At 45.5% G+C, this 14,981-nt stretch carries 15 protein-coding genes; 3 read left to right on the forward strand and 12 right to left on the reverse strand.

The window, feature by feature from the left end:
• Positions 1-70: 70 nt before the first annotated feature.
• From ACYVD3_RS11240 to ACYVD3_RS11270, 7 genes are all read right to left on the reverse strand, one after another.
• Positions 71-865, reverse strand: a complete 795-nt coding sequence (locus ACYVD3_RS11240) for an ABC transporter ATP-binding protein (RefSeq protein WP_460642605.1) — start codon at positions 863-865, stop codon at positions 71-73.
• A complete protein-coding gene (locus ACYVD3_RS11245; RefSeq protein WP_460642606.1) occupies positions 856-1,872 on the reverse strand; it encodes a FecCD family ABC transporter permease in 1,017 nt (338 codons plus the stop codon). Before ACYVD3_RS11245 ends, ACYVD3_RS11240 begins: the two co-directional genes overlap by 10 nt.
• A gap of 2 nt (positions 1,873-1,874) precedes the next feature.
• On the reverse strand, positions 1,875-3,068 hold the full coding sequence (locus ACYVD3_RS11250) for an ABC transporter substrate-binding protein (RefSeq protein ID WP_460642607.1): 1,194 nt from the start codon (positions 3,066-3,068) through the stop codon (positions 1,875-1,877).
• A gap of 62 nt (positions 3,069-3,130) precedes the next feature.
• Positions 3,131-4,282 (reverse strand): nitrogenase component 1, encoded by a 1,152-nt coding sequence (locus tag ACYVD3_RS11255; protein ID WP_460642608.1) that lies wholly within the window; start codon positions 4,280-4,282, stop codon positions 3,131-3,133.
• The gene (locus tag ACYVD3_RS11260; RefSeq protein WP_460642609.1) at positions 4,282-5,541 is read right to left on the reverse strand and encodes a nitrogenase component 1; all 1,260 of its coding nucleotides are present in this window, start codon (positions 5,539-5,541) and stop codon (positions 4,282-4,284) included. Before ACYVD3_RS11260 ends, ACYVD3_RS11255 begins: the two co-directional genes overlap by 1 nt.
• Positions 5,531-6,292 (reverse strand): nucleotide-binding protein, encoded by a 762-nt coding sequence (locus ACYVD3_RS11265; protein WP_460642610.1) that lies wholly within the window; start codon positions 6,290-6,292, stop codon positions 5,531-5,533. The genes ACYVD3_RS11260 and ACYVD3_RS11265 overlap by 11 nt, the downstream gene beginning before the upstream one ends.
• A gap of 52 nt (positions 6,293-6,344) precedes the next feature.
• Entirely contained in the window at positions 6,345-7,031 is a 687-nt protein-coding gene (locus ACYVD3_RS11270; RefSeq protein ID WP_460642611.1) for a Crp/Fnr family transcriptional regulator, read from the reverse strand.
• 74 nt (positions 7,032-7,105) lie between these two features.
• Between ACYVD3_RS11270 and ACYVD3_RS11275 the strand changes: the two genes are divergently transcribed.
• Genes ACYVD3_RS11275 through ACYVD3_RS11285 form a run of 3 tightly spaced genes read left to right on the forward strand, consistent with a single transcriptional unit; the run spans position 7,106 to position 9,418 of the window.
• On the forward strand, positions 7,106-7,816 hold the full coding sequence (locus ACYVD3_RS11275; protein WP_460642612.1) for a GTP-binding protein: 711 nt from the start codon (positions 7,106-7,108) through the stop codon (positions 7,814-7,816).
• Positions 7,806-8,561 (forward strand): ATP-binding cassette domain-containing protein, encoded by a 756-nt coding sequence (locus ACYVD3_RS11280; RefSeq protein ID WP_460642613.1) that lies wholly within the window; start codon positions 7,806-7,808, stop codon positions 8,559-8,561. Before ACYVD3_RS11275 ends, ACYVD3_RS11280 begins: the two co-directional genes overlap by 11 nt.
• On the forward strand, positions 8,549-9,418 hold the full coding sequence (locus tag ACYVD3_RS11285) for a hypothetical protein (protein ID WP_460642614.1): 870 nt from the start codon (positions 8,549-8,551) through the stop codon (positions 9,416-9,418). Before ACYVD3_RS11280 ends, ACYVD3_RS11285 begins: the two co-directional genes overlap by 13 nt.
• Here ACYVD3_RS11285 and ACYVD3_RS11290 read toward each other — a convergent pair.
• From ACYVD3_RS11290 to ACYVD3_RS11310, 5 genes are all read right to left on the reverse strand, one after another.
• Positions 9,415-9,792 carry a RidA family protein gene (locus tag ACYVD3_RS11290; protein ID WP_460642615.1) on the reverse strand — a complete coding sequence of 126 codons (378 nt, stop codon included), beginning with the start codon at positions 9,790-9,792 and terminating at the stop codon, positions 9,415-9,417. The two genes, ACYVD3_RS11285 and ACYVD3_RS11290, sit on opposite strands and share 4 nt — an antisense overlap.
• Before the next feature lie 218 nt (positions 9,793-10,010).
• Positions 10,011-11,924 (reverse strand): anaerobic carbon-monoxide dehydrogenase catalytic subunit, encoded by a 1,914-nt coding sequence (gene cooS / locus ACYVD3_RS11295; RefSeq protein ID WP_460642616.1) that lies wholly within the window; start codon positions 11,922-11,924, stop codon positions 10,011-10,013.
• Positions 11,925-12,062: 138 nt separating this feature from the next.
• Positions 12,063-12,215 carry a hypothetical protein gene (locus tag ACYVD3_RS11300; RefSeq protein WP_460642617.1) on the reverse strand — a complete coding sequence of 51 codons (153 nt, stop codon included), beginning with the start codon at positions 12,213-12,215 and terminating at the stop codon, positions 12,063-12,065.
• Positions 12,212-12,835 carry an undecaprenyl diphosphate synthase family protein gene (locus tag ACYVD3_RS11305; RefSeq protein ID WP_460642618.1) on the reverse strand — a complete coding sequence of 208 codons (624 nt, stop codon included), beginning with the start codon at positions 12,833-12,835 and terminating at the stop codon, positions 12,212-12,214. The genes ACYVD3_RS11300 and ACYVD3_RS11305 overlap by 4 nt, the downstream gene beginning before the upstream one ends.
• 410 nt (positions 12,836-13,245) lie before the next feature.
• Positions 13,246-14,979 carry a recombinase family protein gene (locus tag ACYVD3_RS11310; RefSeq protein ID WP_460642619.1) on the reverse strand — a complete coding sequence of 578 codons (1,734 nt, stop codon included), beginning with the start codon at positions 14,977-14,979 and terminating at the stop codon, positions 13,246-13,248.
• Positions 14,980-14,981: the final 2 nt, after the last annotated feature.

Raw genomic sequence — 14,981 nt, forward strand, 5'->3', positions numbered from 1 at the left:
CATTTTTCATGTAAAAGTTCACCGCCAGGTGAACTTTCCTATAAAGCAAAGAAAAGCCCTCCTCAGCGGCTTAAGTTAACGCCAGAGCTGTTACGGATTTAAAGCGATGGCCTTCCTCTTCTATTTCACTGATCAGGACTTTTACGCCAAATGCCTCTTCCATATGTTCCTTTGTCACCACTTCATCCACTTTGCCGAATATGCTTTTCCCACTGCGGTTTAAAATCAGCGCCTTATGAGATATCTTCAGCGCATGTGCCGGATAATGGGTATTAAAAATACAGGATATGTTCTTCTCATCCGCCAGACGCCGGATAGTATTCAGAATAATCAACTGGTTTCTAAAGTCTAAATTGCTCTCCGGCTCGTCCAGTACCAGCATCCGGGGTTTCGCAGTTAAGGCCCGGGCAATTAAAACCATCTGCAGTTCTCCGCCGCTGATCCGGCTCACCAGTTTTCCTCTCAGATAATCGATTCCAACACTCCGGATGGCCTCATCGGCAATTTCCACATCCGCCTTTTTAGGACGGCTGAAATTTCCGATATGGGCACTGCGTCCCAGTAAAACCATTTCTTCCACCGTATAGGAAAAAAGAGACGCTTTCGCCTGGGGAACATAGGCGATGGTCTGCCAGATATCTTTCACAGGCATATCTGCCAGACATGTTCCATCCAAATAGCTTCCCCCTGATTTCCATTTCAGCAGTCCCATCATATTGCGAAGCAGTGTGGTTTTTCCCACGCCGTTAGGCCCCAGGATTGCCAGTACCTCTCCATCCTGAAGCCGGAATGTGATCTCTTTTAAAATTTCTTCCCCTGCCTTATATCCAAAGCAGCCTTCTTTTACTTCAAAAATCACAGCCATCCTCCTCCTGTCTTTCTCAGCAATAGAATAAATACCGGCGCTCCGATTACTGCTGTCAGGATTGACAGAGGAATTTCAGCAGTGGTTGCAGCTCTGGCAGTGGTATCCATAACCAACATAAATACTGCACCCAGGCTGATGCTGGCCGGAATGACCCGTTCGTTATTGCTTCCAAACAGCATCCGGACCCCATGAGGAATTAACAGCCCCACCCACTCAATCCGTCCGCACATGGAGGCACAGGAGGCCGTAATCAATGCTGCTGCCAGAATAATGATAATACGAAGTTTTTTTAAGTCAACTCCCATGGACCTTGCTTCATCCTCAGACATTGACAGAATATTCAGCCGCCAGCGCAGCAGATAGATCATCACAATTCCCCCGCCAATCAGAGGCCCGCCAATGGCCAGGCTTTTGTAAGTAATTCCGGCCATACTTCCCAACAGCCAGTAGGTAATGGCCGGAAGCTGAGACTCCGGATCGGCTACATATTTAATCAGCGATACCAGGGATGTAAAAAGAGAGGAGACCGCAATTCCCGCCAGAATAATCATAAACGTAGAAGACTGCCCTTTGACCTTGCTGATGGAATAGGTAAGCATAATCGCAGTCAGGCCAAATACCAGAGCCACTAGCTGAACCCATAAAAGGCTGTCCGAAAATAAAAGGGCCAGCGCCGCACCAAAACATGCTCCCTGCGCCACCCCCAAGGTATCAGGAGTCGCCAGCGCATTGGAAAACAGGGGCTGAAAGGCCGCTCCCGCGACAGCCAGCCCCGCTCCGCAAAGAAGTGCCAGAATAATTCTTGGCAGACGGATATTGAATACAACACTGTATGCCTGGGGTTCGATGGCATCTTTTCCGGAAACCCCGTAGGTATACAGCAGTTTACAGATGTCAGCCAGGTTAAAAGAATAGCGTCCGATGCCCAGACAGATCAGGGCCGTTAATACCGGAGCCAGGATCAGTAAGATCCTGGTTCCGGCTCCATATCGTTTCATCAACATGTTTATACTCCATCTGCTGCTTCACGGGGAGGATTGAACATGCCTTCCACCTCTTCATCCGTCAGCTCAACATTATAAAATTTCAGATAGAAGTCCTTAATTGTCTTGTTCAAATCAAGATCTGCAAATAATTCCGGATGATTTTTCTGGGCCATCCAGTAAAGGCACAAGGAAGAGTCAGATGACGGCGGAAACCAGCGGTACATTCCCAGAGGGAATTTATAAACCTTCTGTTCCCGTACAGCCTTAACCGGACTCCAGTCAAATCCTTCAATGCTGTTGTCATAGAAATCCTGAGGCAGGTAAGGGCTGAAGTTTGTTACATAAATAATATCCGGATCCCACTCATAGATTTGTTCCATGGTCAGGTCCACGCCTGCCCCCGGAATATCCTGGGATACGCTGACAGCTCCCGTGGCATCACACCAGTACTGGCCGAAGAACTGGTTGCCGGAGGTCTGGAACACTCCGTCTTTATAATGATAGATAATCATCACTCTCGGTTTATCTTCCTCTTTTACATCTTTTAAGCGTTTTTCAATATCAGCGGCTGCTTCACGTCCATAATCAGTAATACCGGCTACTTTATCCGGTTCATCAAATACTTCGCCCAACAGCTCAACCCATTTGTTTACTGTTTCCACCGTATTAAATCCTGCAATGGAAGTACTGAAGCCAACCACCGGAATCCCGGTTTTTAACAGCACTTCTCTTTCTTTTGCATTGTTGGCATTGCAAAAGATAACATCAGGCTTCAGCTTGATCAATTCTTCCACATTGATCTCGCCGCCCTGAATAAAAGAGGTATCCACATCCTTTAATTCCGGAGCCACCTTCATCAGCAGAGAATGTTCTGCCGCACTTTTAGAAGCCGGATGCATGCCCACCAGCTTGTCGCCTGAACCCTGATACAATACGTAAACCGAAGGCAGCGGCCATAAGGACGCAATTGCCACACGCTCAATATTAGCTGGAATAACCACCTCGTTGCCGCCATGGTCAGTGATCGTCTTAGTCTCGCCGGCTGCCGGAGTGGTTTCTTCCCCTTTCCCGGCCTCCGGTGTGGTTTCTGCCGCGGCCTCCTCTGTACCGGAGGTTGTAGCCGGAGCCTCTGTGGAAGCTGTCTTGGCCGTACAGCCGGATAATACAGCCAGACACAGGGCCAGGCTCAATACACGCGTTACTGTCTTTTTCATCTTTTCAGTTCTCCCTTCTTACTGTCATTGGAAGCAAAATAAGCTTCCAATCATCTGATAAGCTATAGCACCGCACATCGTTTTCCCATGAGCTGCGGCGCACGTTCCCAGCATATTTTGCTGGAAATCGCCACATGGGGCAGTTCGATGAATCGTACACTTTCTTTTTCCCGGATCAACTGCCGGATCAGCGGATCAGCTATAATGGTATGGTATTTTCCACTGTTCACCAGCTTTCGGATTTCACTCTCACTGTTCAGTGCAAGGCTGTCCTGCCGGTACACTCCCTGCGTCCTGCCAAATAAAACCGCCGGCTGAATGTCTCTTATTCCCCTCTCTTCACGAAAATGGAACGCCAGGGATTGGATCAGAACCTCTTCACCAATCATCAGAACCTGGCTTGTTTCTTCTGCCACCGTTTCCAATACCCGCTCCCGTTTATCTGCCATTGTTTCTTTCAGCATTACCGCCAAATGGTCAGCCGACGACTCCCCCGCCGGCACTCCTGCCACATAAGGAATCTGATACTGTTTTTTCATATATTCTGCCAGGCTCAGACCGCTCTTTGACACTACCAGGTTTACACTGGCAGACGGTGCCTGACAAGCCTTGTGGAAATCGGATACCATAGAAAAATCCGCCTGAATTGTAAAGCCACGTTTCTCCAGCTCCCCGATTAAGTCAACCGCATTGCTGTTGTTGGAAAAATCAAGGGGTGTCAGTCCCAGAATATTGATACTGTCCCCAGAGGGGCAAACCGACTGGGGTGACGGAAAGAACTTTTTCGCAAAAGCCACGTAAGCATCGGAAATTCCTTTATCATAGTAATGCAAACCGGTCGTTGCCAGTCCGATGGAGGGAATTCCGGTACGTTCTTCTAACTCTGCCGCTATTCCTTCCAGATCCGTACCAATGACCATGGGAGCAGGACTTCCCAGAAAGCAAATAAAATTCGGCTTTAAATCATTTGCGGCGTTTTCAATCTTTTGTATAAATTTTTCATCGTTGCCAAGAATCGCATCAATTTCCCTGAGCCCTGAACAGTACACCAGACTGCGGGAATCATACCATCGGGGTTCATCATAACCGGTATAATTTCCCGTACAGCCGGAAGCATCATGGATCACCAGCAGACCGCCCAGTGCAAACAGTGCGGAACATACGCCGGAATAATCAGGAGCAAAGGGCGGCAGTTGTATCGAAAGTTTATGCATTATATCACCAACCCATAATTTTTTATCAGTGTTTCTAAATCTTCTTCCACTTCAACTGCATGGACGATTCCCTGCATCAACCGGACTAAACCGTCAAATCCAAAGTTTCCTTCATTGTTTACCAGACCATACACATGACGGGCGCGGGTAACATATCCGGCTTCAAAGCCAATGGCAATGCTGTCCTCCGGAAATGCTCCGATCTTTGCCGGAATATCATGTGCAATGGGATTCAAAATCTGAATTTCCGGCATATGTTCGCAGATCCAGTCCGCATCTTCCTTTTCTGCCGCCCCAACTGTCTGGGCAAAAATTCCGGCCACATGGAAACCTGCCTCACACAATGCCCTTGCTGCCGCAAAAGGAAAAACCACAGCCGTATAATCGATAAAAACCGGTCTGTCCCCCGCTGCCTCTCTTGCCTCACTGACAGCCTGCCTTGCTTTCTTTTGGTACGGCTCCAGATCAAACAGGACATCCTTTTTGTCAGCCAGCTTTTCCATCAGCCGTTCATAGGTATCCAGAATATCTTCCTCCCGGTAGTTAGTATACGCTAACTCAAAGTCAATCCCCAGCCGGTCTTTCATGTCTTTGGCCGCTCTCACTGCCGGAGGGGCCATCACCAGGTTCCACTGGGCAGCCGCCATCTGCTGGTATGCTTCAAGGGTTTCAAACTGTGCAATGTGGTTGACCCCCTCAATTCCCAACGCCTGTAAAAATGCAAACAATTCAGATTCCGGCCGGATCTGAACCGGATTCCCAATGAAGTTGACCTGCCGCTTCTTAACTTCCGACGGTTCCAGGAGGCCGTACATCTTCCGGCGGATATTGACCGGCGGCGGATTATCCGTATCCATGGAGATAGGGTTCATATGGCAGAAAGTAAACCGGACATCTTCATGCTGTTCCCGTAAAACAGTCAGTATGGACTCATGATCTGTTCCCAGTAAGTCGTCCAGGCAACTGACGAAAATCATCAGAACTTTAGGTCTTTTCTCCAAGGTTTCCAATAGTTCTGCTACCGCTTCCGGAATTAAATCCTCATATCCTCCCGATACAATATCACTTTCATCAATATATAAATAGGAAAGACGGTCTTTTAACCCATGCCCGATGGCTCCCAGGGCCCCATGCCTCCCACAGGCAAAAGGGCAGACAAAGAGCTGGTAGCTTTCCGGAACCAGCATTGCCAGACGGACCATCCCCCACCCGCCGTGGGCAGGCGATGTATAATGAAGAGTACTGCAATCAGTTTTCATGACCACACACCTCCAGAATAGATTTGGCTAATGCACGGTATTCTCCTGCCATAGCACTGTCAGGAAATGCTTCCACGACTGTTTTCTTCTGGTTCTCTGCCTCCTGTACAATTCCGTCCCGGGGCAGAATCCGCACGATCTTCCCGCCGCTTTCCTCTGCAAACTCAGATACCAGTTCCTGTTCTTTTTCAATATTTCGTGAGTTTAAAATAATACCTGAATACCGGGCATATCCCCGCTTGGAAAACTGTCCCACAGCACTGACAATATTGGCAGCCGCATAAAGGGACATCTTCTCACCCGAAGTAACAACAAATACATGTTCGGCATAACCGCCCCGGATGGGCATAGCAAACCCTCCGCATACCACATCACCAAGAACATCATAAAGTATGATATCCGGCTTGTATATCTCATAAGCATTTAATGCTTCCAGCCGCTCAAACGCGGTAATAATGCCGCGCCCTGCGCAGCCAATTCCAGGAGTCGGACCTCCGGCTTCCACACATAGCACTCCGTTGTAGCCGGTAAATACAATATCTGAAAGCTCCACACAATCAGACTTTTCCTTAATTGCATCCAAAACCGTCTTTACCGGTTTTCCAAATGTCAGATTCTGTGTCGAATCTGCTTTTGGGTCACAGCCGATCTGCATCACCCCATATCCCATATCAGACAATGCTGCTGCCAGGTTTGAAGTGGTTGTGCTCTTGCCGATTCCTCCTTTCCCGTATACTGCAATCTTTAACATATTATGACTCTCCTTAACCCGCTTTTAGTTAGTGAAAACTAACCTCTGCATACTAACATGAAGCCGCCTGGGAGTCAAGCTGATACCGGGAAAACTGTCTCAAATGAGATACATCCTTGATCACAATCTTCTGATCCGTATACTCGATGGCCTGAGAAAGCCGGAAGTTGTCCAGCTCCCGATACAGACTGGCACGGCTGATCCCCAGACTGGAACACAATCCTGTCTTGCCTGTACGCAGGAAAATCACCCCGTTGCTGTTGGCATGACACACTAAATAGTCTGCCAGACGGGCTTTGGCAGAGGTGGTATTAAGCATCTCGATTTTCTTCTGCAGAAACAATATTTTTTTATTAAAAATCGTCATGATATGAAGCATCAGCTCCGGATCCTTTTTAAACACCTTCAAAAGCTCACTTTTCTTTATGTACAGTACGGTTGTCGGGCACATACACTGCAGTGTATTGGGCATATCGGCATGAGTAAAAATCGTGCAGATGCCAAAACAGTCTTTTGGGTAAATCCGTTTCATGGTTAATTCCTTTCCATCCTGGGTAACCGAAGAAACAGCGATTTCGCCGGTTACTACAATGCCGATGGATTTCTCTCCCAGGTAGCGATTGCTGACCAAGCTGCCTTTTTTTAAGCTGTGCATTGCATACTCCATATTCCCTACATTCATGCCTCGGAACAATTCTGTCGTTTTCAAAAATTCCAGGTCCTTTTCCCGTTGTGTCAAATGAGACACCTCCTTCTTCTCAGGTCTGCTATAATACGTTGGAAATACTATTATTATATAAGGAGACGGACAAAATGAAAAGTAAAATAATTCTCATTAGCGGAGGAGCTGCCACCGGCAAGACTCTGGCCGCCATAAATCTGATCCGGCATATTCAGTCTGCCGGTAAGCGCTCCTCTGTCTGCAAGATTGACTGTCTGCATTCCGATGATCCGGCTGCCTATCAGGCTCTGGGGGTTCCCTTTACCCTGGGCTTATCCGGTGATATATGCCCGGATCATTTTCTGGTTTCAAACCTGGAGGAAATGATCGCCTGGAATGAACAGCAGAAAACCCAATATCTGATTATTGAAACTGCCGGACTTTGCAACCGCTGTTCACCTGCCACCGTTCACACGGTCAGTATCTGTGTGACAGATTGTACCGGCAGCCTGCGTTCCCCCCAAAAACTGGGACCAATGCTGACAACCGCCGATATCATCCTCATGACCAAGATCGATATGGTTTCACAGGCAGAAAAAGAAATTATCCACTATAATATAAGTCTCTTAAATCCAACCGCTCATATCTTTCCTGTAGACGGATTATCCGGTTACGGCAGCGGACTTCTCTTCCAGTACTTAGAAAACCTCCCTGAAACCGGTTGGGACAGCAATGACACCCTGCGTCACACCATGCCCGCCGGTGTCTGCTCTTACTGTGTGGGAGAAAAGCGGATCGGCATCATGTACCAGCAGGGAATTGTAGAAAAAATGGATTTTATGGAGGTGCCCTGTGTTTCATGAATTGACAATTATCCCCGGCCGCAATAAAGACGGACAGCCGGAATCTTTTTCTCCCCTTACCATGAAGCCCGGACAGTTGTACGCAGTTGTAGGCCATACCGGTTCCGGGAAAAGCCGGCTGATTCAGGATTTAGAACAACTGGCCTGCGGTGACACAGTCTCCGGGCGGCATATATGGGTCAACGGAAAGGTACCGGAAAGACAAACCCGATTTAATACGTCCAGGCACCTGATCGCCCATCTCAGTCAGAATATGCGTTTTGTATTAGATGTGACGGTAGAGGAATTTATCCGCATGCACTGTACCTGCCGGCAGCGGGACTGGCATAGGGTTCTTCCGGAAGTCATTGACCAGGCCAATACCATTACTCCCGAACACCTGCACAGGAGTGACAGCTTAAATCTTTTAAGCGGGGGCCAAAGCCGCTCCCTGATGATCGCTGATGTAGCCGTTCTGTGTGAAAGTCCAATTGTCCTGATTGATGAAGTGGAAAATGCCGGTATCCATAAAGAAAAAGCTTTGCATCTGCTGCTTAAAAAACAGAAACTGGTACTGATCGCCACACACGACCCACACACAGCGTTAATGAGTGACTGCCGGATCTGTATGAAAAACGGCGGAATACAATCGGTAATTGAAAGAAATGAAAAAGAACAGGAAACCTGGGAACGCCTGCATACATATCAGCAATATATCGTAGAAATGCAGAGAAAGATGAGAGTCGGTGAATTATGCGTAAAATAAGTATGTACTGGAATAATATCTGTGTCCTGCACCGGTATGAAAAGAAACATATAGAAGAGGTAACATTGCTTCTGAAAGAACATGACATCCTGCTGGAAACGGAATATTTTGGTCTTGGATATCCGAAAAAACTGTCAGAAGAGGTAAAAAACACCGGGATCACACCGGATATCATCGTGTCCACCGATTTAGAGGTGTTTGAAGATCCGGAGATCTATGGTTTGTTTAAAGAAGACCTGCTGGAAATACAGGACCTGCTTCCATTAAAAGAGGAGATCCGAAACAGCAATCTCTGTCAGGACAAGCGTCTTCTTCCTTTTTTAGTGATCCCCCTTATCATGGTATTCAACAGACAGTTATTGGCCGGTCAGCCTTTGCCCGCAACATTTAAAGAACTGGCAGTGTATCCCAAGGCATTGGGAGGAAAGGCAAACTCAGCCGGGCGGGGCGTTTTTAAACAGCTTACCTGGCTGTACGGCAAAGAGTTTACTGATCTGTTTATGGAAAATGCCACGATACTGGATATGCCGGTCCAATCTCTCCAAAGTGTCCAAAAAGGACTCAACCCTGCGGCAATTACTCCCTCCATCTTTGCTTTCCGGGCAGATGAAACACTGCTTTCACTCCGGTATCCGAAAGAGGGAGCCTTAACCGTTCCTTCTTTTATCGCTGTAAAAAACACACTGTCCCCTGATCTTGCGGAATGGATTCTGTCAAAGCTGTTTACCGTTGACTTTTGTAATTACTTTGCTGAAAATGGGGAAATACAGCCCTGTTTTCAGCAGACCAAGGATGTGAAAATGGTGGCTGAACATCAATATGGCTTTGTATATCCTGACTTTTCTCAGATCACTTAATTGGTATCCAGTGTTTTTTCAGACGGCTTATAGGCAATGCCGTCAATCATACACAGACACCTGGGATCTATAAAATCACTGGTAATCGTCATACGTGCCACTCCGCCCTGCCTGAAATACTCAGCAAACACATCCGCACCTTTCCTGAAATTTTCAGTATCACGTATGTAATAATTAATCTGGGCCACATCGTCCAGTGTGGCTCCCACAGAGGCCAGTGTCGCCTTCATGGATTCAAAAGCTGCCCTTGTCTGGTGGGCAATATCCGGTACCGAAAAACCACCGGCATGATGGGCAAGATAGATCGTATCACCTGCGACAACACAGGAGGCACAGGTTTCATCCTTACAATGGGTTGGCATTCTTTTTACCATACGCATCTCCTTTATCGAACATATGTTTGCATTATAACTCTGTCTTTCTTTCCTGTCAAGGGTCTTTTTGAAACTATAAATTTATAAATAAGGATAAGATTTTCAGTCTGTACAGAGTAAAAAGAAGGCCTTGGCAAAATTGCCGAAGCCTTCTTTCTGATACCCCCTTAAAACATATATTCATCTTTTTCAGGATCATTTCTTTTCCTGCCTGAAATCTAGCTCAAACCCATTTTCTTTCTTTTCTTCATGATATGATCTTCAATATCCTTTGCCACCTGCACCGGATCATCTCCCAAAGCCACTTTTCCTCCGGTTAAGGCCTCCACGTCTACTGTGAATAATTTAACAAGTTCTGGTGCGCCGGTGATAAAAGGTGTTGGGGACAGATGGGTATAAGCTCCGTATGCTACTGCAAACAAGCCGTCTATGGTCGCCTTTTGTTCCATCCATTCCGGCGCGGTTACAGCGATGGGCAGATCGGAAATGTCCGCATCCAGGTGATCAGCCAGGGCCGTTACAAGCATGGACATCCTTCCCGTATCCGTACAGGTTCCAAAGCTTAACACCGGGGGGATTCCTAGAGCCCTGCACACTCCCTGCAAACCTTCTCCCGCCTGATTGATGGCATCTAAATTGCACATTCCCGCAACTTCCAGCCCATGGTTTCCACAGCCTCCTGCCACCACGAGGATGTCTTTTTTAATCAGTTCCTTTGCTAAATTCACCGTGTTCCAATCCTGGGGGCCGTTTCTTAATGTGGAGCAGTTAGCTAATGCCACGATTCCCTTTAACTGGCCTTTTGCGATCACATCCACCAGATTATTTAAATCATTTCCAATAGCACCTAACACCGCTTCCGTGGAAAAACCGGCAATGGCCTTTTGTTTGTACTTGGGCACCATTGGTTTGATTTGCTTGTGCCTTTTCTTAAAATTATCAATGGCAATGCGAATGCATTTTTCCGCCATCTCTTCCGCCTTTTGGGGATAATAGGGCATTTTGTGTTCTGTTCCGGGAACGCCGATGATCGTGCTGACACTTACCAGGGCAACCTGGTATTTTTCCGCATACTGGTCAATGGCCGGCGGAGAACAATTCTCCTCCATGACAAATGCGTCCACAGTCCCTGTTGCCAAAAACGGCTCAATAGCCAGCCAGTTGCCCATAAGACCTACAAACACATCATCCATTTCAAACCTCTGGAGCATTTCCTGCCCTGTTTCTATGGACCCCACAATGTGGATCCCCTTTGCCCCTGCCTGTTTGGCCAGATCCTGAAACTCCTGCTTCCTTGCCATCTGTAAAGCGGCGATTCCAATCCACGGCTGATGTCCATTAAATGCAATATTAACATAATCCGGATCCATAATTCCCAAATCCACATCCACTTCATGAGGCATGGGCGTTCCGAATAAAATATCCTGGGTCATTTCAAGGCCGATCTGGGCGGTATAAATCGTGGACAGACCTAAGCGCAAGGCTTTTGTTGCCAGAGAAACGTAATCTCCATCCACGTTTGTAAGGCAGCTTGCAATGCTGTTCTGCACTTCATGTTCAACACCGGAGGGGTATATGTGTAAGCCTTCCCAAATCTTTTTTCGTTTCTTCGGGGAAAATACCTCCACCATAACACTTTCCTCGTCAGGGCCTATTTTCATTTCCCGGTCAAGAAAGTCTGCCAGACAAATAGCCATCTGGTTCACATCCTGATTTGTATCGATTCCGGTCTTTTCACACATCCATTTTAACTTTTCAACGTCTTTGATCTGGAAAACCGTATTGCCCTTCCCTGTTTCCTTTAAGGTCCGGAAGGCTTCATATGCATGATGGGCATAGGTGGCTGCTCCCATGATATTTCTCATGAGAAGATTTCTCATGGCCATGGCATCGGGACCGATTCCGCAGACACCTTTTTCCGGTCCCTTTTCCCCGTTGAGCCTGCAGGGCCCACTGGTGCACAACTGACAGCTTAATCCCTGCAGGCAAAATTTACACCGTATCTTTTCCTGCTCATCCCATCTGGAAAATACGCTTGATAAGCCATCATCCCGTATCCTCACCAGCATTTCTTCTACGGAATCATGATAGCTTACCCGTCCCTCTGTTTTCTCTAAAACCGTTTCTGGCATAGTTACCTCCATATAAAATATTATTCAGTCAGTAGTATGCCAAATTTTAGAAATCCCTATTCCTTTTATTGCAATATCCGGCAATTCCTTACGGTTATGAAGAAATGACTTTCCACTGTTTTTTCCTATGTACATGCCTCATAGGCTTAAGCCCAAGTGCAGGATCCGGAACTTTCCGTTTCCTTCATAAACACAGCGGCCGTTATCATTACGATAACGGCCGCTGTCCTGGCCAAAGCTGCCTTTTCCCTGCAGATGGGGAGCATCTCCTGATTGAGCCTGCCCTCTCACCCTCCCAGGGTCACGTCCTGCCGGGAATACCAGTCAATGGCATCGTATACGTGCTGAGGGGTAAAATCAGGCCAGTAATCATCGATAACATACATATCCGAATAAACAGACTGTACCGGCAAAAAACCGGACAGCCTTCTGCGTCCTCCCCACCGGATCACCAGATCGATTCTGGATACATCGGCGGTTTTTAATGCAGGGCCTATGGCTCCGTCGTGAAGTCCCAGATCCCATTCCCAGCTATAATTCACCAGAAAATTGATTTTTATCCCGCCATTTCCAAACTGGTGCCTGTTGGTATAGGGCTTCAGTTCCTCCGGAAACATGGCAGACGTTGTTTTTCCCAAAACCAGCAGTTCCGCATCTTCCTTTGCCAATTCCTCCACTGCCTTTACACAGGCCTTTGAAAAAGCTTCTCTCTGGACTGTGGGGCGCTTTGTATTGTCTACTGTGAACCCATAAAAGGTCATTTCCTTTATTCCCAGCTTTCTGCAAAGATGATAAAGGACCATTCCAGGGGATATTCCATTGTCGTACCCGGCCTCTTTTCCCATTCCCTTATCAACGGCCCATCGGCGGTTTCCGTCTGGTATGATTCCGATGTGCTTTGGAATTCTCATACACCTTTCCTCCGTTTTTCCTGCTTATTTGAATCATATAGAAAGTATTGCCAATATTTCCCGTTCCATAATTCTTGCCCGGGGAAATATATTCGCAGAGAGTCTCCACCTTGCAATCACAAAAGAGTATCAATGGGAAATCAGAGAATGGGGGATTATGTTCCCCAAAATCTTTTGTGTTGTAAATATACAGCATCGTAGAATTTTTATCTGAGTATTACCATAACAAGTGTTGTTGTCTGCTTCATTTGCAAATAGCCAGAGAAACGATGACAGGGACAATTAGCTTAAGAAAGACCCCAGGACTTGTACTCCTGGGGTCTTCTCTTTGTCCATACATATAGAATTATTATCTTTTACCTTAGTGCATTATATCATATACACTCAAGAGATTTAACAATTATTTCTCGTTAAGAGCTGCCTGCGCTGCACGGGACCTTGATAGGTGTTTTTTCGCCATTTTCCATAATATACATAGACGGGTTGTTTTTTCGCCCTTCTACCATACACGATGTTCTTTGATTATACACATTTTCAAAGTTCAATGTCCAGTCAAATTGTTTGTTTCCATTCACTGGAGTGACTCTCTCAACAAATTTGTCTATTATTTCTTTTTGAACTTTGCCATCAGAAAAGTCAGAAAGTTCTTCTAGTGCAACTTTAATCTCTGCAAGCATATCATCTTTATTTATTTGAACTTCCTCTTTATTTTGTAATAACTCAATTTCTTCCTTTAGCTCTGAAATCTTACTTTCAATTTTTTCTTTTGTTTTAATAAACTCTTCCTTGCTTAACTCACCATCTGCCCTCATCTCTATATAGACCTCTTTTTTATTTACAAGGGACGTCATTTCTTTATTGATTTCTTCTATTGTTTTGGTGTTATCCTTCCTTTCCTCTTCATAGCAGTCTGCAATCATGTTGTAAGCGGTAATAACTGACTCTTTTTTATTTGTCCAGGTTTTATCAATTAGATATGAAGCCATGCAATCCAGTTTCCAATCCGCAACCATTGGTATATCACAATACCCCGCAACATCAAGCCCATTTTTTTCTCTAAAACCTTTACTACCATTATTAACCTGATTGTAGCATTGATAACCAAATACTTGTTCTCCTGAGTTTTTATTTGTTCTCCACTTGTTCTTTCTAAAGGTGGAACCACAAGAACACCTTAGTTTCTTTAACCATACATCAGAAGATTCTTTCTTACCAATTATCAAACTCTTTTGCTTATTAAAAGAACCTTTATCTTCAAGAACAATCCGTCTTGATAATCTTATTTCTTGTACTTTGTCATAATCCTCCTTGCTTATAATTGGTTCATAATTTGACTTCTTATATTCATAAGTGCTTTCATCATGATTATTAATCCGCTTTTGCTCTAAAAAATCGTTCACTTGACTTTTTTTATATCCTTGTATGCCTGTGTAGGTGCAATTACGTAATATTCTGTTGATTTTTGATGCCGACCATGCAACATTCCCAGATGTATCTTTCCGTTTATTTATCAGCAACTGGTTTATAATTCGTTTTGTCCCCAAACCTTCAAGGTACAACTTATAAATTATCTTAACAGTTTCTGCCTGTTCTTGATTTACTATGTAAGTGCCATCTTTTCTATCATAGCCTAAAATATTGCCATTACCATAGATAACACCTCTTTGCCTGCTGGTATACTGTCCAGCTCTGGTACGAATAGAGATTCTTCTACTTTCATCTTGTGCAAATGTTGCCATAAAGGATAATCTCATTTCTCCGTCACTATCCATAGTCCAAATATTATCTTGTACAAAATAAACTTCTACACCATTGGTACTCAGTTCACGAGTACAAACAAGAACATCTACTGTATTTCTAGCAAACCTGCATACTTCTCTAGTAACGATCAAGTCAAACTTTCCATATTTTGCATCCTCCATCATTTTTAAAAAAGCAGGTCTTTTTTTTGCCTGTGTTCCAGTTATTCCTTCATCAATATATTTATCTATAAGTGTCCAGTTATTATGATACTTCAATAAATCATCATACCATTCAATTTGATTTTGCAGTGCTGATATCTGTGCTTCATGTTCTGTACTTACCCTCGCATAAAATGCGACTCTTCTACTTCTCTCTCTTACTTGAATTGTTCTATCTTCCATAT

The sequence above is a fragment of the Lacrimispora brassicae genome (assembly GCF_054772055.1).

Coding starts and splice junctions, on each gene's coding strand:
- ACYVD3_RS11240 (WP_460642605.1), bottom strand. CDS start 865: ATGGCTGTGATTTTTGAAGTAAAAGAAGGCTGCTTTGGATATAAGGCA.
- ACYVD3_RS11245 (WP_460642606.1), bottom strand. CDS start 1,872: ATGTTGATGAAACGATATGGAGCCGGAACCAGGATCTTACTGATCCTG.
- ACYVD3_RS11250 (WP_460642607.1), bottom strand. CDS start 3,068: ATGAAAAAGACAGTAACGCGTGTATTGAGCCTGGCCCTGTGTCTGGCT.
- ACYVD3_RS11255 (WP_460642608.1), bottom strand. CDS start 4,282: ATGCATAAACTTTCGATACAACTGCCGCCCTTTGCTCCTGATTATTCC.
- ACYVD3_RS11260 (WP_460642609.1), bottom strand. CDS start 5,541: ATGAAAACTGATTGCAGTACTCTTCATTATACATCGCCTGCCCACGGC.
- ACYVD3_RS11265 (WP_460642610.1), bottom strand. CDS start 6,292: ATGTTAAAGATTGCAGTATACGGGAAAGGAGGAATCGGCAAGAGCACA.
- ACYVD3_RS11275 (WP_460642612.1), top strand. CDS start 7,106: ATGAAAAGTAAAATAATTCTCATTAGCGGAGGAGCTGCCACCGGCAAG.
- ACYVD3_RS11285 (WP_460642614.1), top strand. CDS start 8,549: ATGCGTAAAATAAGTATGTACTGGAATAATATCTGTGTCCTGCACCGG.
- ACYVD3_RS11290 (WP_460642615.1), bottom strand. CDS start 9,792: ATGGTAAAAAGAATGCCAACCCATTGTAAGGATGAAACCTGTGCCTCC.
- cooS (WP_460642616.1), bottom strand. CDS start 11,924: ATGCCAGAAACGGTTTTAGAGAAAACAGAGGGACGGGTAAGCTATCAT.
- ACYVD3_RS11305 (WP_460642618.1), bottom strand. CDS start 12,835: ATGAGAATTCCAAAGCACATCGGAATCATACCAGACGGAAACCGCCGA.
- ACYVD3_RS11310 (WP_460642619.1), bottom strand. CDS start 14,979: ATGGAAGATAGAACAATTCAAGTAAGAGAGAGAAGTAGAAGAGTCGCA.